Source organism: Bifidobacterium aesculapii (genome assembly GCF_001417815.1).
Classification (GTDB): Bacteria; Actinomycetota; Actinomycetes; order Actinomycetales; family Bifidobacteriaceae; genus Bifidobacterium; species Bifidobacterium aesculapii.
In genome coordinates this window covers 160,925-179,278 of the sequence record NZ_BCFK01000003.1, presented here as the reverse complement: position 1 = coordinate 179,278, position 18,354 = coordinate 160,925, and the positions used below count along the sequence as shown (strand labels likewise).

General features: G+C 66.2%; 13 protein-coding genes and 1 other RNA gene. 2 read left to right on the top strand and 12 right to left on the bottom strand.

Features of this window, described 5'->3' with window-relative positions:
- Positions 1-87: 87 nt before the first annotated feature.
- The 3 genes from trpD to BFAL_RS00870 all read right to left on the bottom strand — a co-directional run bounded on the left by trpD (position 88) and on the right by BFAL_RS00870 (position 5,406).
- Positions 88-1,134 (bottom strand): anthranilate phosphoribosyltransferase, encoded by a 1,047-nt coding sequence (gene trpD, locus BFAL_RS00880; protein ID WP_055426558.1) that lies wholly within the window; start codon positions 1,132-1,134, stop codon positions 88-90.
- Positions 1,135-1,252: 118 nt separating this feature from the next.
- Positions 1,253-3,217 (bottom strand): phage tail protein, encoded by a 1,965-nt coding sequence (locus BFAL_RS00875; protein ID WP_055426557.1) that lies wholly within the window; start codon positions 3,215-3,217, stop codon positions 1,253-1,255.
- The gene (locus BFAL_RS00870) at positions 3,214-5,406 is read right to left on the bottom strand and encodes an efflux RND transporter permease subunit (RefSeq protein WP_055426556.1); all 2,193 of its coding nucleotides are present in this window, start codon (positions 5,404-5,406) and stop codon (positions 3,214-3,216) included. Before BFAL_RS00870 ends, BFAL_RS00875 begins: the two co-directional genes overlap by 4 nt.
- A gap of 161 nt (positions 5,407-5,567) precedes the next feature.
- On the opposite strand from BFAL_RS00870, the gene BFAL_RS00865 reads away from it, so the two are divergent.
- The gene (locus BFAL_RS00865; RefSeq protein ID WP_055426555.1) at positions 5,568-6,314 is read left to right on the top strand and encodes a TetR family transcriptional regulator C-terminal domain-containing protein; all 747 of its coding nucleotides are present in this window, start codon (positions 5,568-5,570) and stop codon (positions 6,312-6,314) included.
- 75 nt (positions 6,315-6,389) lie between these two features.
- Here BFAL_RS00865 and secA read toward each other — a convergent pair whose 3' ends face one another.
- Both secA and hpf read right to left on the bottom strand, forming a co-directional pair.
- Positions 6,390-9,311, bottom strand: a complete 2,922-nt coding sequence (secA, locus tag BFAL_RS00860; protein WP_055426554.1) for a preprotein translocase subunit SecA — start codon at positions 9,309-9,311, stop codon at positions 6,390-6,392.
- A 317-nt stretch (positions 9,312-9,628) separates the two neighbouring features.
- A complete protein-coding gene (hpf, locus tag BFAL_RS00855; RefSeq protein ID WP_055426553.1) occupies positions 9,629-10,291 on the bottom strand; it encodes a ribosome hibernation-promoting factor, HPF/YfiA family in 663 nt (220 codons plus the stop codon).
- Positions 10,292-10,559: 268 nt separating this feature from the next.
- Between hpf and rnpB the strand changes: the two genes are divergently transcribed.
- Positions 10,560-10,934, top strand: an RNA gene (gene rnpB / locus BFAL_RS00920) — RNase P RNA component class A.
- A 31-nt stretch (positions 10,935-10,965) separates the two neighbouring features.
- On the opposite strand, the gene BFAL_RS00850 is transcribed toward rnpB, so the two are convergent.
- From BFAL_RS00850 to BFAL_RS00820, 7 genes are all read right to left on the bottom strand, one after another.
- A complete protein-coding gene (locus tag BFAL_RS00850) occupies positions 10,966-11,553 on the bottom strand; it encodes a regulatory protein RecX (RefSeq protein ID WP_055426552.1) in 588 nt (195 codons plus the stop codon).
- Between the two features lies 1 nt (position 11,554).
- Entirely contained in the window at positions 11,555-12,775 is a 1,221-nt protein-coding gene (recA, locus tag BFAL_RS00845) for a recombinase RecA (protein WP_055426551.1), read from the bottom strand.
- 349 nt (positions 12,776-13,124) lie between these two features.
- Positions 13,125-13,358 carry a DUF3046 domain-containing protein gene (locus tag BFAL_RS00840; RefSeq protein WP_055426550.1) on the bottom strand — a complete coding sequence of 78 codons (234 nt, stop codon included), beginning with the start codon at positions 13,356-13,358 and terminating at the stop codon, positions 13,125-13,127.
- A 19-nt stretch (positions 13,359-13,377) separates the two neighbouring features.
- Entirely contained in the window at positions 13,378-13,896 is a 519-nt protein-coding gene (locus BFAL_RS00835) for a helix-turn-helix domain-containing protein (protein ID WP_055426549.1), read from the bottom strand.
- Between the two features lie 87 nt (positions 13,897-13,983).
- Entirely contained in the window at positions 13,984-14,580 is a 597-nt protein-coding gene (locus BFAL_RS00830; RefSeq protein WP_055426548.1) for a CinA family protein, read from the bottom strand.
- Positions 14,581-14,586: 6 nt separating this feature from the next.
- The gene (pgsA, locus tag BFAL_RS00825; RefSeq protein ID WP_055426547.1) at positions 14,587-15,231 is read right to left on the bottom strand and encodes a CDP-diacylglycerol--glycerol-3-phosphate 3-phosphatidyltransferase; all 645 of its coding nucleotides are present in this window, start codon (positions 15,229-15,231) and stop codon (positions 14,587-14,589) included.
- A gap of 91 nt (positions 15,232-15,322) precedes the next feature.
- The gene (locus BFAL_RS00820; protein WP_082440231.1) at positions 15,323-18,310 is read right to left on the bottom strand and encodes an FtsK/SpoIIIE family DNA translocase; all 2,988 of its coding nucleotides are present in this window, start codon (positions 18,308-18,310) and stop codon (positions 15,323-15,325) included.
- Between the last annotated feature and the right edge of the window lie 44 nt (positions 18,311-18,354).

Genomic DNA, 18,354 nt, shown 5'->3' with positions numbered 1-18,354 from the left:
GCAGGCACCCGTCTGTCTCCGTTTCTCGGCGCGATTTTGGTGCGCAAAACCGCGGTTTTGCGCACCAAAATCGCGCCGAGAAGATGATCACGCCTTGGACTTGGCGGTCTCGATCCACTTGTCGAGCAGGGCCTGGGCCTTGCCGGAGTCGACGGTCTCTTCGGCGATCTTGTATGCCTCGCGGAACCGTTCGGCCAGCGTGCCGTCGCCAATCAAATGCCCATCGGCGACGATCGCGGAGGCGGTGTTGAGCAGCGCGGTGGTGCGGGCCGGAATGTCCTTGCCAGCAAGGAAATCGCGGAACGCGGCGGCGTTGACCTCGGGCTCGCCGCCCTTGAGCTGCGCCACGTCGATCTTCTCCAAACCAAGCTCGACGGTCGGGTCGAATTCGGTTTCGGTGACCTTGCCGTCGCGGATCTCCCACACGGAGACCGGACCGGTGGGCGCGAGCTCGTCGAGCCCCTCGTGCGACGTGTAGACCATGCCGGACTGGCCGTTGGCCGCGTACACGGCGGCCATGATCGGGCTGACCTCACGCTTCGCGCAGCCGATGGCCACATGGGCGGGCTTGGCCGGGTTGGTCAGGGGGCCGAGCACGTTGAACACGCACGGGATGCCGAGCGCCGCGCGGATCGGACCGACGAAACGCATGGCCGGGTGGAAGGTGCGGGCGAACGCAAAGGTGATGCCCACCTCGTCGCCGACCTCGCCGACCGCCTCGGGCTTCAGGTCCAACGGCAGGCCGAGCGCCTCGAGCACGTCGGCGGCACCGCACTTCGAGGAGGCGGCGCGGTTGCCGTGCTTGACGATCTTCACGCCGGCGGCCGCCGCGGCCACAGAGCCCATGGTGGACAGGTTCACGGTGGAGAAACCGTCGCCACCGGTGCCGACGATGTCGGTGGTCTCGCCGGACACGTTGAGCGGCACCGCATGCGAGACCATGGCCTTGGCCGCGCCGGACACCTCTTCCGCAGTCAGGCCAAGCTGCTGCTGCATGGCGAGGGCCGCGCCCACGGCCGCCGGATTCGCGTTGCCCTTCATCAGATCATCGACGAACCACTCGGACTCCTCCGCGCTCAGATGGTCTCCCCCGACCAGCTTGGTGAGAATCGACTTCCACGTGATCTCTGCCATTGTTCCTCCTTGGCGCGATTGCACGCCTTCATACCAGATGACACGCCTCATTCTAGTGATTCCGCGTTTACCGCTCCGGCCGCTTCCATATTGCAGAAGGCGGCTGCCGCGCCTCTGCTCACTGCCCGATGCCGGGCAGGACGTAGGTGAACTGGACGCGGTCGACGGCGGTGTTGGCGGGGGCGACGAACGAATGCACTGTGAAGTTCCTGCCGAGTTTCTCGTCGATGGTCTTCTGCAGTTCGTCGAGCACCTTGTCGTCCATGCCCTTGACGGAGTCGGCAAGTTCCCGGGCGCCGTCATCGAGCTGGCCGGCGCCTTGTGCGGCCGAGGCCGCGCCCGAGGCGAGCGTGCGGGCGCCCGAGTCTGCCGCAGCCGTTCCGGTGGCGAGACTGTTGGCACCTGCATGCGCGGTCGACAGACCCTGCGCCAGCTGATCGGCCCCATCAGCGGCGGATTGCGCTCCCGTATTGAGCTGGCCGATGGCGGTGTGCATCGCTTCCAATCCGTCGACCAGCTGCGTCAGCTGTGCGGAGGATGCCTGTGCGGACGGATCCGCACCGTTCACCTTCGTGTCGAGCTGATCCACTCCCCCGCTCAGCTGCCCGACTCCGGAGGAGATGCCTGCGTAGCCGTCAAGCGCCTGCCCAAGCGCCTGATACTGCCCCTTGGCGTTCTGCACCTGCGCCATGGCGGTCACCGCCTTGTCGAGCGCCGCGATGGCCTGGGCGTCGCCGGGGTTCTGCTGCACGACGGCCAACGCCTGAGCGTACGCCTGCCGGGACGCCGTTTCGGCCGCATCGATGTCGCCGCCTACCTGTGAAAGAATCGTCTGCCGGCCACTGGCGAGCGCCTGCCGGTATTGTTCGTCTCCCTGTTTCAGCGCATCCGATCCCTGCTTGAGCGTGGTGACGCCTTGGGAAAGCGCCGTCATCTGTTCGGGCAGTCCCTTGACGCCTTCGCTCATGCGCCCGCTGGCGTCGTTCAGTTGCGTCAGTCCGTCGGCGAGTTGCCGGTTGCCCTGTGCGAGCGAGTCCGCACCTTGTGCGAGCGTCGCCGTTCCACCGGCGAGGGATTGCGCGCCGCGGTTGAGTTCGGCGGTTCCGTCGGCGAGTGAGCCGAGGCCCTGGCTCAGTTCCCGGTTGCCTTGGGCGAGGGATGTCGTGCCGGCCGCCAGTTGCGCGGTGGCGTCGCCGAGTTTGCCGGTCTGTTCGGTGAGTTGGGAGGTGTCCTGATCGCGCACGTCCAGCGCCATGTCGAGACTCATCGCTGTGATCTGCCATCCGGAGCTGGTGAAGTTCTTGGCCTGCCCGCGGATGGTGAACGTTCCGGTTTCCCCGGGCAGGACCATGCCGGAGACGACGGTGTTGCCGCCGGATTGTGCGAGGGTGGCGTCGCCGGCGTCGGTGATGTCGAACGACTCCTGCGGGAACGTGCCCTGCGCCTGGATCACGTAGGCGTCGGCGAATTCGCGGGTCTTCTCGTCGGCGGATTCGTTGGGCGTGATGCGCAGGGTCACGGCGAGTTCGCCGTCCGCCCCATCCAGTTCCTTGGCGTCGACGGTCCTGCCGTCCAGCGTGTAGTCGACGCTGACGTTCCAGGGCAGTGCGGTGTTCGCCTTGAGGTCGCCCTGATAGTAGAAGGGCTTGTCGTCAAGGGTGGTGACGTCCACCGCGCCGTTCTTCTCTTCGAGTTTCGCGTCGGTGGTGAGGTTCGTGACCTTGGTGTACGAGCCTGGGTCCTGGACGGTGCGCGTGTCTCCGGAGTCGAAGGTGTTGACCACGTAGATTCCGGAGACGGAACCGTTCGCCTTGGTCTTGATGTAGACGGTCTCGTCCTTGCCGTTCCCCGCGGCGCCCTCGTCTCCATTGCCCGCCGGGGTCGCCGCCGTGACGCGCGCGGATGCCTGGGATGAGTCCGCGGCATTCGCGGGGGCCAGTGCCGGAACCGCGAGGAGCACGGCCGTGAGGAATGCGGCGATGGTGGGTGCGAGGATCGTTCTTGCCGTCGTGCGTCGGCGGTCGGCGACGGCGCTCGGCGTGTCAGCGTTTGCGTTGTCGTGATGCGTGTTGGTCATGGTCATCGTGTGATCTCCTTCGTGGTGTGGGTGGCGGTACTGGCCGCGGATTGGATGGCTGATGAGTAGGCGTATCGGCGGTCGCGGCTATCGCGGCGATTGGGCTGCGCTTCGGATCGCCAGTCGTCGCGGAAACCCAATCCGATCGAAGTGCGTCGTATCAAGCCGTCCGATACACGGAACAGCCACGGCAGCAACAGGAACATGAGCAGCATGGAGATGAGGGCGCCACGGGAGATGAGCAGGCCGATCTCGCTGATCACGCCGTTGGATGCGATGCGCAGCACGGCGAATCCGGCGCTGATGAGGATCGTGGCCGAGGTGAGGATCGTGATCGCGGAATGCTGGATGGACAGGCGCGTCGCCTCGCGTGGCCCGTGCCGTCGCCGTTGGTCCAGGTATTCGCGCGTGTAGATGATGCCGTAGTCGACGGCCGCTCCCAGCTGCACGGCCTCGATGACGAGGTATCCGATGTAGTTGAGGGTGTCGCCGGTCACATACGGTACGGCGAGGTTGAGCCAGATCGAGATTTCGATGGCGAGCAGCACCACGACCGGGATTGCAATTGACCGGAACACGATGAGCAGCACGAGTGCGATGCTGCCGATGGAGAACAGCCGTACCTTGCCGCTGTCGGCGCGCACCACGTCCCTCAGGTCGTAGGTGCTCACCGTCGTGCCGACCAGCCGGTAGTCGTCGCCGTAATGGCGGGCGACGGTGTCGCGCACCTCTGGCACGAGCGCGTAGGCGTCCTTCGATTCGGTCTGCACGTCCATCGACACGACGAGACGCGACCATCCGTGCGAGATGAGCTGGTCCAGCTGGCTGTCGGGGACGATGGCCGTCGGCATCGCCCTGCCGGCCATGGTGACGTACGAGGTGACGTCGGTGACATGAGGCAGCTGTTCGACGTCGTCGACGACGGCCTGCTCGTCGGCCCATCGCCCTTCGGGAACCATGATGACCCAGGTCTCGGATCGGCCGAAGGCGTCGTTGATGTGGTCGGCGTCGGTTTTGAGCCTGCTGCCCGGCTGCATGAAATCGGCCGAACCGTAGATGAAGTCGTTGCGCTCCTGCGCCACGTAGGCGGGAACGGCCGCGATCAGGACGACCAGCGCCGCCGGCAGGGCGATGCGCATCGAAACCTTCGCGAACCGGGAGAACGATGGCATGAGATACCGGTGCTCCAATGCGTTCAACGGTTTGAGGCACATGAGAATCAGACAGGGCATGAGCAGCATGATCGACAGGAAGCTGAACACGATGCCCTTGGAGAGCACGACGCCCATGTTCACGCCGATGCCGAAGCGCATGACCGTCAGCGAGAGGAAGCCGAAGAAGGTGACGGCCGCCGAGCTCAGAATCACCGTGAAGCTGCGGATCATGGTTTCGGCCATCGCCTCTACCGGCGTGGCTCCGGGCATTTCCTTCTCGACCCTGCGGAAGGTGTGCAGCAGCACGATCGCGTAGTCCATCGAGACGGCGAGCTGGAGGATGGCTCCGCAGATCTGACTGACGAAGCTGATCTCCCCGAGCATGATGTTCGACCCCATGTTCATCACGATCGCCACGCCGATGATGATGAGGAAGATCACCGGCTCGAACCACGAATGCGAGGTGATGAGCAGAATGCCGATGATGATCGCCACGCCGATGGCCATGATCAGCATGATCTCCGGTCCGGCGGATCCCTGCGCCTCGGCCGTGGTGACGCCGTCGCCGGACATCGTCACGCGCGTCGCATGCGCCTGTTCGGCCACGGTTCTGGCCTCGGGTACCGCGTCGACCAGCTTGGACGAGTCGATGGTCAACTGGTACAGGTACCCCTTGTCCGTCTTCCACGAGGAGACGGTGTCCGCGTCCTGGATCTCCGCCGGCGTCTTGGTGTCGACGACAGAGCCGAGCCACATGACCTCATCGATCCCGTCGATGCCGGCCAGATCGTCGGCAAGCCGGTCCGCCTGCACTTCGGTGATGCCTTCGGCGTACAGGCGCGCGTTCGGCACGCCAGCATCGAACGACTCCTTCATGTCGTCGAGGGCGATGACGGACGGGGCATCCTTCGGCAGGTAGTCGGCGAACGAATAGTTGACCTTGACCTGCGGGTAGGCGATGGCCCCGAGAATCGTTAGTATCGCGAATGCGATCACCACGATGACGCGATGTCTGAGAAAGCCGTTGACGATGCGTTGCACCCGATACCCCCTGACAGTTTCCTTACAGCCGTGTTTTTCACTACATCTGTTGTTTTACGGGGTATCATTATTGGAGTTGCCGGGGTGCCCTGCAACCATCATGCCGGGCGACTTTCGACGTATACACCACAACATATACGACACTTGTAAGAAAAACGACAATGACAGTAGAAAATGATGCCAAAACGGATCGGAGAACACGACGCACCCGACGTCTCCTGCAGGAGGCGCTGCTGCGCCTGCTGGCAGACAAGCCGCTGAACAGGATCACCGTCACCGGACTGACGGAACTGGCCGACGTCAATCGCGTCACGTTCTACGCGCACTACCACGACGTATACGACATGTTCGACCAGCTGCGGCTCGACCTGATCGGCATGTACACGGACATGACGTACCGGCATGCACAGGAGATGCGCGACGGCGACTACCGCCCGTTCATCCGCGAGGTCTACGAGTCGTTGGACGGCAGGGAACAGCTGCTCCCTCTGCTGGCGACGCCGTCCGGCGAAGGGTTGTACGCGGACATCATCGACGCGATCTTCAAGGTGTGCAGCGAGACGGTCGCACCACAGATCTTCCCGGAGACGGGCGGAGACAACGGAACCGGAACCACTGCGATTCATGCGGAGGCGGCCTCGGGCGATGCTTCCGGCATGAATCCGGCAACCACGGACCCCACGATTGCGGATCCGACGATGGCGAAGACGCTGAGCGACTACCAATTCGGCTACATCGCCGGAGGAGTCGTGAACATGCTCAAGGACTGGTTCCGCCGGGGCAGGCAGGAGCCGATCGAGCTGATGGTCGGCATGACCGCGAACCTCGTCGCCCACTCGGGCTTTGAAGTCTACCGGGAGAACCTGAAACTGCTCGAGTCGACGACGGGAGCAGCGGGAACACGCTGACGAGCGGATATGGGAGGGCCCCGACGGGTTCATGATGAACCGTCGGGGCCCTCCCATCACGCGGAAGCGGTCAGATCACTGCTCGTTCTGGCCGTGGCACATCTTGTACTTGCGGCCCGAACCGCACGGGCACGGGGCGTTGCGGCCGGTGCCGGGGAAGGTGCGGCCGTCGGCCCACGGGGTCTTCAGCTCCTCGTTCTTCGGACGCTTGTTGGCTGGAACCTTGCCTTCGGCGTGGCTGATCGGAGCCGGACCGGAGATCGCGGACGTGGTCTCGCCCGCTTCGGAGGCCTTCGCAGCCTCGGCGATGGCCTCCTTCTCGGCCTCGTCCTGCTCATCCTCCTCTTCGACCTCGCCTTCGGCCGCCTCGGACTCGGTCTCGCCGTCCTCGTCGGGGCCGGCGGCCTGAGTGGCGGCGGCGATGCCGAGCTCGGATTCGGTGGCGTCGACGGCCGCGTCCTCATCCGCTTCGGTGGTCGTGTCCTCGGTGCGGGCGACCTGCTGGATATCCACGTGGAAGAGCAGCTGGACGGACTCCTCCTTGATGGCCTCGACCATGGAGTTGTACATCTGGTAGCCTTCGCGCTGGTATTCGACCAGCGGGTCGCGCTGGCCCATGCCGCGCAGGCCGATGCCGTCCTTGAGGTAGTCCATCTCGTACAGGTGCTCGCGCCACTTGCGGTCGAGCACGGCGAGCACGACGCGGCGTTCGAGCTGGCGCAGGCCCTCGGCGCCGAGCGTCTCCTCGAACTCGGCGTACTTGGCCTTCGCGTCGGCGACGATCACGTCGCGCACGGCCTCGACGGCCTTCTCGCCCTTCTTGCCTTCGGCGGCCTTCTTGGCCTCCTCGACGGTCACCTCGGTGGGGATGACGGTGTTGAGCGCCTTGAACAGGCCCTCCCAATCCCAGTCGGCCGGCTTGTCGGAACCGTTGTTCGCGCCCTTGACGTAGCTGGCGACCGTATCGGAGATGAAGCGCAGGATGTCCTCGTGGATGTCCTCGCCCTTGAGCACGGCCTGACGCTCGGAGTAGATGACGGTGCGCTGCTTGTTCATCACGTCGTCGTACTTGAGCACGTTCTTGCGGATCTCGAAGTTCTGCGACTCGCGCGCCTTCTGCGCGGTGCGCACGCCCTTGGACACGCTCTTGGCGTGGATCGGCTCGCCCTCCGGCAGGCCCTTCGCCATGACGCGCGCCACGAGCTGCGTGTTGAACAGGCGCATGAGATCGTCCTCGAGGGACAGGTAGAAGCGGGACTCGCCCGGGTCGCCCTGACGGCCGGAACGGCCGCGCAGCTGGTTGTCGATACGGCGGGACTCGTGGCGCTCGGTGCCGAGCACGTACAGGCCGCCGAGCTTCCTGACCTCCTCGTGCTCGTCCTTGACCTGAGCCTTGACCTCGGCGAGGGTGCCCGGCCAACGCTTCTCGTACTCCTCCGGAGTGTCCTCCGGGGAGTAGCCCTCGGACTTGAGCTTGGCGTCGGCGAGGAACTCGACGTTGCCGCCGAGCATGATGTCGGTACCACGGCCGGCCATGTTGGTGGCGACGGTGACGGCTCCCTTGCGGCCGGCGACCGCGACGACCGCGGCCTCCTTCTCGTGCTGCTTGGCGTTGAGCACCTGATGCGGGATCTTGGCGACGTCGAGCAGCGTGGAGACGACCTCGGAGCTTTCGACGGACGCGGTGCCGAGCAGCACCGGCTGGCCCTTGGCGTGGCGGGCGGCCACGTCCTTGACGATGGCGGCGAGCTTCTCCTTCTTCGTGCGGAAGATGAAGTCGTCCTGGTCCTTGCGGATCATCGGGCGGTTCGTCGGAATCGGCAGCACGCCCAGCTTGTAGGTGCTCATGAACTCGGCCGCCTCGGTCTCGGCGGTACCGGTCATGCCGGCGAGCTTGTCGTACATGCGGAAGTAGTTCTGCAGGGTGATGGTCGCGAAGGTCTGGTTCTCGGCCTTGACCTCCACGCCCTCCTTGGCCTCGATGGCCTGGTGCAGGCCCTCGTTGTAGCGGCGGCCCGGCAGGATGCGGCCCGTGTGCTCGTCGACGATGAGCACCTCGCCGTGCGTCACCACGTAGTCGCGGTCGCGCAGGAACAGCTCCTTGGCCTTGATGGCGTTGTTGAGGTAGCCGATGAGCGCGGTGTTGGCCGGCTCGTACAGGTTGTCGATGCCGAGGAAGTCCTCGATCTTGGTGATGCCCGGGTCCTTGATGCCGACGACCTTCTTCTTCTCGTCGACCTCGTAGTCCTCGTCGCGCACGAGCTTGAGGACCAGTTTGGCGAAGGTGCGGTACCAACGGGTCACGTCGCCTTCGGCCGGGCCGGAGATGATGAGCGGGGTTCGGGCCTCGTCGATGAGGATGGAGTCGACCTCGTCGACGATGGCGTAGTGGTGGCCGCGCTGCACCAGCTCGCTCTTCTCCCACGCCATGTTGTCGCGCAGGTAGTCGAAGCCGAACTCGTTGTTCGTGCCGTAGGTGATGTCCGCGTTGTACTGCTTGCGGCGCTCCGGCGGCTTCTGCTCGGTGATGATGCAGCCGACGTTCATGCCGAGGAAGCGGTAGATGCGGCCCATGAGCTCGCTCTGGTAGCTGGCCAGGTAGTCGTTGACGGTGACCACGTGCACGCCCTTGCCTTCGAGGGCGTTGAGGTAGCTCGGCAGGGTGGCGACGAGGGTCTTGCCCTCACCGGTCTTCATTTCGGCGATGTTGCCCCAGTGCAGGGCGGCGCCGCCCATGAGCTGCACGTCGAAGTGGCGCTGGCCGAGGGTGCGCTTGGACACCTCGCGCACGGTGGCGAACGCCTCGGGCATGATGTCGTCGAGCTTCTTGCCGTTGTCAAGCTGCTGCTTGAACTTCGGCGTCTGCGCCTTGAGCTCCTCGTCGGTGAGCGCCGAGATCTCGTCCTCGAGCGCGTTCACGGCCTTCGCGACGTTCTCGAGTTTCTTGATCTGGCGGCCTTCGCCCATGCGCAGGGCCTTGTCAACGATATCTACCACTGTTCGCTCCTGTGTCGTTCCCAAGCATCCGCCCATCCGTCGCGGTTCTGGCCCACTTGCCTGCCCCGTGACGCGTCTGTGCGGACACACTGCCGATTATCTTACGCGATAATGCCGATAAGGCCGTGCGATTCTCCACATTATCGCGTATTTCGTCTCGCAAACCATGGCGCACGGCGTGACGGACCATCGCCGGAGATACGAGTGGGGGCCGCTTCCGGTCATCAGGAAGCGGCCCCCACTCATATCTCGTGTCGGATGACTCTCGTGTCGGATGACGTCATAAACGCCGTGAGGACGTCCACGTCACCGGTGCGTCACTTGGCGACGTTCTCCGGGGTGTCGATCTCGAACACGCCGTAGCTCCAGCCGTGGCGGTGGTAGACGACGGACGGACGCCCGGTCTCCTTGTTGACGAACAGGAAGAAGTCGTGTCCGATGAGCTCCATCTCGTACAGCGCCTCGTCGATGCTCATCGGCTCGGCGATGTGCAGCTTGCGGCGGATGACGATCGGGGTGTCGCCGACCTGCACCTCGACGGATTCGCCGGGGCCGAGATCGGATGCTACCGCGGCGGCCGGGCTGTTGTTCGGCTCCTCCTCCGCGCTCTCCTCCTCGACGACGGGCGGCTCAACGACGCCCATGTCCACCGGGACCGGGTTCGTGTAGCCGCGGCGATGGTCCTTGCGACGGTCACGCGTGCGGCGCAGACGCAGCGTCAGCTTGTCCATGGCCAGATCGAGCGCGCTGTACTCGTCGGCGCTCGAGGCCTCGGCGCGCACCACGGTGCGGCCTGCGATGATGGTGATCTCCACGCGCTTGGCGGTGTCCGCCTGACGCGGGTTGCCCTCGTGCGAGAGCACCACCTGGGCGCGCTGCGCATCGGGCGCGATAGCGGTCACACGATTCATCTTGTTCTCTACGACATCACGGAACCTGGGCTTGACCTGCGTGTGACGTCCGGTAACGACGATTTCCATGTGGACCTCCCTTGACTCAAGCGGTCTCCCGCTATTTGCGTTCCGTACGGCGTCTTCACCGTCCGGGTACGCCCCATTGTAGACGACGCGCACGTTAACGGTGGGAGAACTCGCGGAAAGATTATCGACTTGTCGTCATCTGCACCATGCGTACCCGTAATATCCGCATGATTCCATGGCCGGGACGGGTTCATGCGTGACACTCCCGAGCGTGTCTCCCAGCCCGCCGCAAGCCGACTCGTCACCACATCGTGTATAGTGGTGCGGTCGAGACCCCTTGATGGCCGCGGTCACGATCTTCATTGGGAGTGACTGAGGAACTTCCGGGCTCCATAGAGCACGATGGCGGATAACGTCCGCCCAGGGTGACCTGAGAGATAGCGCAGCAGAGAACAGACCGCCCGTCCTCGACGGGTAAGGGTGAAACGGCGGTGTAAGAGACCACCGGGCCTCTGGTAACAGCGGGCCGCATGGCAAGCCTCATCGGGAGCAAGGCCAAGCAGATGGCGGTAAGGGCTGCTCGCCCGTGCCATCGGGTAGGCTGCTGGAGCCTGGCGGCGACGTCAGGTCGAGATGGATGGCCATCCGTGCCGCGCGTTCGCGCACGGCATGACAGAACCCGGGGTATAAGGGGTCTCGTTCCCTCATTCTTCTCCAAGGCTCTCCAAGAGCCGTCAGAACAGTTCGGCGGCGACTCGTCCCAGAGTCTCCGGATCATGGCCCTTGCGGCCACCCGCCGACCAGAAGCGGCGCACGCGCACGCGACGATCGAGCCCCTGCGTTCTGCGGGCCACTTTGCGGCCCAATTCCCATGCCGCATCCTCGAACACGCCGTCCTCTTCCGCACGGCACGCCACCTGTTCGGCCAGTGCACGACCCACGCCCTTGCGCATCAGCTCCATCACCGTGCCCCGGCGCCCCATCAGGCGGCCGGCGCACCAGCGCACGGCGGATTCGGCGTAGGCGTCGTCGTCGAGCAGATCGACCGCCGCCAGCCGTTCGATGACCCCGTCCACGACCGATTCGTCATAGCCCTTGCCGAGCAGACGGTCACGCAGCGCGCCGGACGAGCGCGGCGCCGCATCGAGCAGACGCAACGCCGCCTCGCGGCAGTCGTCGAAGCCGCCGTCTTGAGCCATGCCCTTCCGCACGGCGACGCCGTCTCCTTGAAGGGGACGCATGCGGCGCGTCCCCTCACGACGCGGCGGCGCCGACGGTGCGACGGCGTCATGGGACCGCAGAAACGCCTCCGCGTCGATCATGTCAGGCCTTCGCCCCCGTCTTGCCGTCGGAGGCCGCGGTCTTCGACTCGCCCTTGCCGGATGCGGCGGCGGGTGCATTGGACTCCGTGGCGGCGACCGATTCGGTGTTCGCGTCCGCCTCGGAGGCCTCCTTGGTGGCGTCGTCCTCGGCGAACTGGTCCGTCGGGCTGATCAGGCCGAACTCGGCCTTCACCTTGTTCTCGATCTCCTCGGTGATGTCGGGGTTGTCCTTGAGGAACTGACGCACCTTCTCGCGGCCCTGCCCGAGCTGGTCGCCGTCGTAGGTGAACCAGGAGCCGGACTTCTTGACCACGCCCACCTGGATGGCCATGTCCAGCGCCGATCCCTCGCGGGAGATGCCCTCGCCGTAGAGCATGTCGAATTCCGCGGACTTGAACGGCGGCGCCATCTTGTTCTTGACGACCTTGACGCGCGTGCGGTTGCCGATGGCCTCCTCTCCGTTCTTGATGGTCTGTATGCGGCGGATGTCGAGGCGCACGGAGGAGTAGAACTTCAGCGCCTTGCCGCCGGTGGTGGTCTCGGGGCTGCCGAAGAACACGCCGATCTTCTCGCGCAGCTGGTTGATGAAGATGGCGGTGGTGCCCGCCTGGGCGAGGGCGCCGGTCATCTTGCGCAGCGCCTGGCTCATGAGCCTGGCCTGCAGGCCGACGTGGCTGTCGCCCATCTCGCCTTCGATCTCGGCCTTGGGCACCAGCGCCGCGACCGAATCGACGACGATCACGTCGAGGGCGCCGGACCGGATGAGCATGTCGGCGATCTCCAACGCCTGCTCGCCGTTGTCCGGCTGGGAGACGATGAGGGAGTCGGTATCGACGCCGAGTTTGCGGGCGTAGACCGGATCGAGCGCGTGTTCGGCGTCGATGAACGCGGCCACGCCGCCCTTCTTCTGTGCGTTGGCGACCACATGCAGGGCCAGCGTGGTCTTGCCGGAGGATTCCGGGCCGTAGATCTCGATGATGCGCCCCTTGGGCAGGCCTCCAATGCCGAGCGCCATGTCCAGGGCGAGGGACCCGGTGGGGATGACCTCGACGTTCTGCTCCGGACGGTCGCCCAGCCTCATCGCCGACCCCTTGCCGAAACTCTTCTCCACCTGCGCGAGGGCGGTGTCCAGAGCGGCCTTGCGGCTCGCCTCGAGATCCTGCCCGTTCCTGCCGGACGCCGGCTGCCCCTTGCCGGATGCGGCGCTCGTCTTCTGTGCCATGCTGTTCTCCTTCACGCTTGCGACGACCTGTCGCGTTCCACGGTACGGGGCGCGTCCACCCGAGGGCAAGGGCCGGCGGCCATTGTGGTCGGAGCCCCTCGGCCCCTTATGCCCCGCCGCAGGCGGAACATGGCGAAACCCTTTGGGTCGCAACGGTTTCACGCCGGGCGCGGTATCACCACGCCTGGCTCGATGGGTTGTCTGCTGTGGATAACTATAACGCAGAAACACGAACAAATGTTCGACTTTACAAAATCATCACAATCGGATGCGGGGCGCTATCGGAGGTGTCACGGCCGCACCGCCATGACACCCCACGCATCCGCCGATCCGGTACCATACAGGCGACTCACCGCGCAGGCAACGGGGGCGCATTGTGGTCGCGCCCCCACCGTTCGGCATCGGGAACGCCCATCTGATCGCACAGCACGTTCCACACCACGCGTGGCTCCTCCCCCGCGTCCAACGCCTCCACGACGGTCATGTTCGCCAACTTCGGCATCTGCTGGTCACGCGAAAGCGCCCGGCCGTAGCTACGGCCGAACACCTCCTCCAGCAGCTGCCAGAACTCCCTCTCCCTCACGCCGCAGCACCGCCGCCGTTCAGTTCTCGACCATGTCGAGCCGGTCGGCGACCATGCGCAGCAGCTGCGCGGTGCTCACACCAAGCGCCTCGGCGATGGAGCTGAGCAGTTCGGAGCTGGCCTCCTTCTGGCCGCGCTCGACTTCGGAAAGGTACCCGAGGGAGACGCCGGCCTTCTCGCTGACCTCGCGCAACGTCTTGTGATCGCGCGTGCGCAGGTCGCGAAGCACACGGCCGATGGCCTCGCGCAGCGTGAGCTCGACGGGTTCGCGCCCCTGCTGCTCACGGACGGCGGAGGATGCGCGCTCGGCGCGGACGGGGCTCTCGTCGCCGTCCGCCTCCTGCCACATGCGGCGCCGGGCCTGCTCCGCCTCGTCCTTCGCCTTGCGGGCGGCACGCGCCTGAATCATCTGCTGCTGCGCGAACATGACCGCGCGGCGCTGGGCGGGCGTGAGCTCGCGCATGCGCGCGGTGCCCGGCTTCACCATCGTCGCCGGCTTGGTCGTGGCGGTCTCCTCGATACGCGTCATCATCTCCATGGCTCATCCTTTCCTTGGTCGCCGGAATCCCTCGTCACTCGATAACCTTTCCAACAGCGACGGGAACGGAACTATTCCCAGAGCGAATCAGAATGTTGATGTGAAGTGGCTCACGTTCTGCAGCACGCGCAGGACCGTGCGCTCACGAATCTGCTGACGCGTGCCGTCGAGACGCAGCTCCAGCGCGATGACGCGGCGGCCCGCCGCGTCGGTGCGGTCGATGCGCACGGTGCCCGTCGGCATCTCGGCGCCGATCGGGGCGAGCGTTTCCTCGGGGGCGGTCTTCGCGGCCGAGGGAGGCAGCGAAATGCCCGCGTATACCAGCCCGGCCGGTTTGTCGCCGTCGGGGCCGGGACCGGCGACGCCGGTGGTGGCGAGGCCGATCACCGTGTCGCCGTCTTCGGGCTGGGCATAGAGCGCGGCGGTCCGTCCGGCCATCTGCGCGGCGACCTCGGGGTGGACGGCGCCCTCCCGCGCCAGCAGCGCACGGTCGACGCCGAGGATCGATGCCTTGGCGCGGATGTCATAGGTGACGGCCGAGCCGAGAAAGACGCGGGACGCCCCGGGGATGCGCACGAAGGCGTCCGCGAGCAGCCCGCCCGTGAGCGATTCGGCGCAGGCGATCCGCCATCCGCGCGTCTCGCAGGTCGTCAGGACCGCGGCCGCGATGGTCTCCCCATGCACGGCGGTTCAGCGCTTCTTCGACCCGGCGAACGTGTTCACCAGATACACGACGCCGGAGTACAGGCACAGGACGAGCGCCACGTACAGCAGCGCGTAGGTGAGGAAGTAGTAGGCGCTCAGCCACGTCGGAGTGGCCTGCCCCTCGTCGAACACCCACAGGGGCAGCAGCAGCATCGACAGGCCGATGCACTGGAAGAGCGTCTTGAGCTTGCCCGGCCAAGCGGCGGCGATCACCTTGCCGCCGGGACGCTCCATCACGAAGAAGCGCATCACGGTGATGCCGATCTCGCGGATGAGGAACAGGGCCGTCGCCCACCAGGGGAATTCGGCGAACACGGAGGCGACGATGAGCGCGCCGCAGGTGAGCAGCTTGTCCGCGATCGGATCCATGAGCTTGCCCAGCTCGGTCACTTGGTTGTATTTGCGCGCCATCCAGCCGTCGAGCTTGTCGGTCGACGCGGCGACGATGAAGATGACCGCCGCCACCCAGCGCATGGTCGGGTTCGTCTCGCCCCATGCTCCCGCCATCACGTACAGCACCAGAAACACCACGACGAGCACGATGCGCGAGTAGGTGACCAGGTTAGGGGCGGCGTTCCATCCGTCCAGCAGCGAGGGCTTCTTGTTGTCTACGATCTGTTCGTCAGTCATGCATGACACGTTACCCTTACTGGTCTACCTAAGGGTGCGCGTCATCTGTGAAGACCCTGTGCATCGTATGAGGGGCGCCGCCGCCGGACCGTCACGCGCCGCCCGTGCCCGCCGACTGCGGCGCCGGACCGTCACCCCGGATGAACGCGAGCACGGCCTGCAGGTCCTGCGGCTGGACCAGCACCTGACGTGCCTTCGAACCTTCGGAGGGACCGACCACGCCGCGTGATTCGAGCAGGTCCATGAGGCGCCCCGCCTTCGCGAAGCCCACCCTGAGCTTGCGCTGGAGCATCGAGGTGGAGCCGAACTGCGTGGTGATGACGAGCTCCGCCGCCTGCAGCAGCACGTCCATGTCATCGCCGATCTCCTCGTCCACCTCGGCGCCCTTCTTCTCGGACTCCTTCGCCATCTGCTCGATGTCCTCGCGGTACTTCGGCTTGCGCTGGGTGCGCACGGCCTCCACGGCCTTGCGGATCTCCGATTCTGACACCCACGAGCCCTGCACGCGCCTCGGCTTCGCCTCGCCCATCGGCAGGAACAGGGCGTCGCCCTGGCCGATGAGGGTCTCGGCGCCGGTGGTGTCGAGGATGACGCGCGAATCGGTGGCGGAGGAGGTCGCGAACGCCAGACGCGAGGGGATGTTCGCCTTGATGAGGCCGGTGACCACGTCCACGGAGGGACGCTGCGTGGCGAGCACGAGGTGCACGCCGGCGGCGCGCGCCAGCTGCGTGATGCGCTGGATGGAGCTTTCCACATCGTTCTTGGCGACCATCATGAGGTCGGCCATCTCGTCGACGACCACGAGGATGTACGGGTACGGGGCGACCTTGCGGTTCGAACCGGCGGGCGCATGCACCTGCCCGGCGCGCACGGCCTTGTTGAAGTCCTTGACGTGGCGGAAGCCGAAGTATTCGAGGTCGGAGTAGCGCGCGTCCATCTCCTTGACGACCCATTCGAGCGCCTGCGCGGCCTTCTTGGGATCGGTGATGATCGGCGTGAGCAGGTGCGGGATGCCGGCGTACGCCGACAGCTCCACGCGCTTGGGGTCCACCATGATGAGCCGCACCTGTTCGGGCGTGGCGCGCATGATGATCGAGGTGAGCATCGAGTTGATGAAGCTGGACTTGCCGGAGCCGGTGGCGCCGGCGACGAGCAGGTGCGGCATCTTGGTCAGGTCCGCGGTGACGAACTTGCCCTCCACGTCCTTGCCGATGCCGGTGAGCATCGGGTTCGGGTCGGCGAGCGCTCCCTGCGAGCGCAACACGTCGCCGAGGTGGACGATCTCGCGGTCCTCGTTCGGGATTTCGATGCCGATGGCGGATTTGCCGGGGATCGGCGAGAGGATGCGCACGTCGGAACTGGCGACCGCATAGGCGATGTTGCGCTGGAGGTTGGTGACCTTCTCCACCTTGACGCCGGGGGCGAGCTCGACCTCGTACTGGGTGACGGACGGGCCGCGCAGGAATCCGACGACCTTCGCGTCCACCTTGAACTGCTGGAAGGTGGAGGTCAGCGCGCGGATGACGCGGTCGTTGGCGGGGGTGCGGGCCGCGTGCGGCTTGCCTTTGACCAGCAGGTTCAGGTCGGGCAGGCGGTACGGCGGCTCCGGAGCGGCGCCGTCCGCCGGGGCCGCGGACGAATCGGCGGATGCGGATGCGCCGGAGACGGGCGCGACCGGCGCGCCGTCGACCACCTCGCCGGATTCCGGGTCGACATGCGGATCGAACGGGACCGCCGCAGCGGACGGTGTGACGTCCTGCTCGTCGGTGTCCGACCCGTAGGCGCCCGATCCGGCGCCCAGCGCCACCGTCGCCGGCTGCCCCTCACGGGTTCCTTCGGAGGCGATCGACGCCCACGGGTCGCGGATGGGCGTGGCGCCCGGAACGCCATCGGCCGCGTCCGCCAACGCTCCGGCGGCGCGCGCCGCGGCCCCGCCAAGCGCGGCGGCGCCCGCCGCGGCGCCCATCGGGGACGTGCCCATCACCGTGGTGCCCATCGTGCCGGCCGCGGAGCTGACCACGCGGCCCGCGGCAGCACCGGCCTCGTCGGCATATGGCGTGCCGACGGCCGGCAGGTCGAGCGAATCGGGGTCGATCACCGTGGTCTCGGCGGCGTCGCCGTGATGTCTGGCTGCTCTGAGGAACGGATCGTCGGCGTCGTAGCGGTCGAGCGACGGGTCGGCGGCGCGGTCGCGACGGCGGGAGAACAGGCGCGACAGCCAGCCGAACGCCCCGCCCGACGACGCCCCGCCCGACGACGCGCCATCGTCTTCGGTCTCGTCGGTGCCGTCGTGCGCGGGCACGCCGTCGGCGAAGGCGATGACGTCGCCGCCGACGCGCACCTCGTTCGGGAACTCGTCGTCACCGTTCCCGTCGGCGTCCGGCGCGGCAGGCGTCTTGCCCTGTACCCGTGCGACGATTCGGCGGAACAGGCCGGGCAGGTCGGTGACGTGCAGGCCGGCGATGAGCAGCAGCGAGAACAGGCCGACGATGACGAACACGACGATGGCGAACGCGCGCGACAATCCCCATGCCAGAGGCGAGCCGAGCGCATAGCCGATGAGGCCTCCGGCATTCTGAATCGCCGTCCAGTCGAAGCCGGGGGTTCCGGCGGCGAGCACCACGTCGATGATGGAGCACACCGTCCACAGCAGCAGCATCCACCCGGTCATCACACGCGGATTGCCCGAACCATGACCGGAGTTGCGCATGAGACGGAACGCGACGAGGAACAGCAGCACGGGGAGCATGACGCTCATCAGGCCGAACACGCCCGAGGCGAGCGCGTGCAGCAGACGTCCGAACGGTCCCTGCACGCGGAACCATTCGGACGCGCAGAACAGCACGCCGAACACCAGCAGTACGAAGCACAGTCCGTCACGCCGGTACGCGGGATCGAACTCCCCCACGCCCGAGACGGAACGGACGGCGGAGCCGAGTCCGCGCGGCACGGCGAGCAACGCCTTGCGCCACCACGGTTCGTCGTCCATGCCGCCGCCCGCGCCCACGGGATCCATGCGACGGGTCCGCCCGTCATTCGCGCCCGACGAGGCGCCCCTGCTGCTTCGTGTCTTAGCCATAACGCACTCCAATGTAGCGAACCGCTCGTACCGTCACGCCCGCC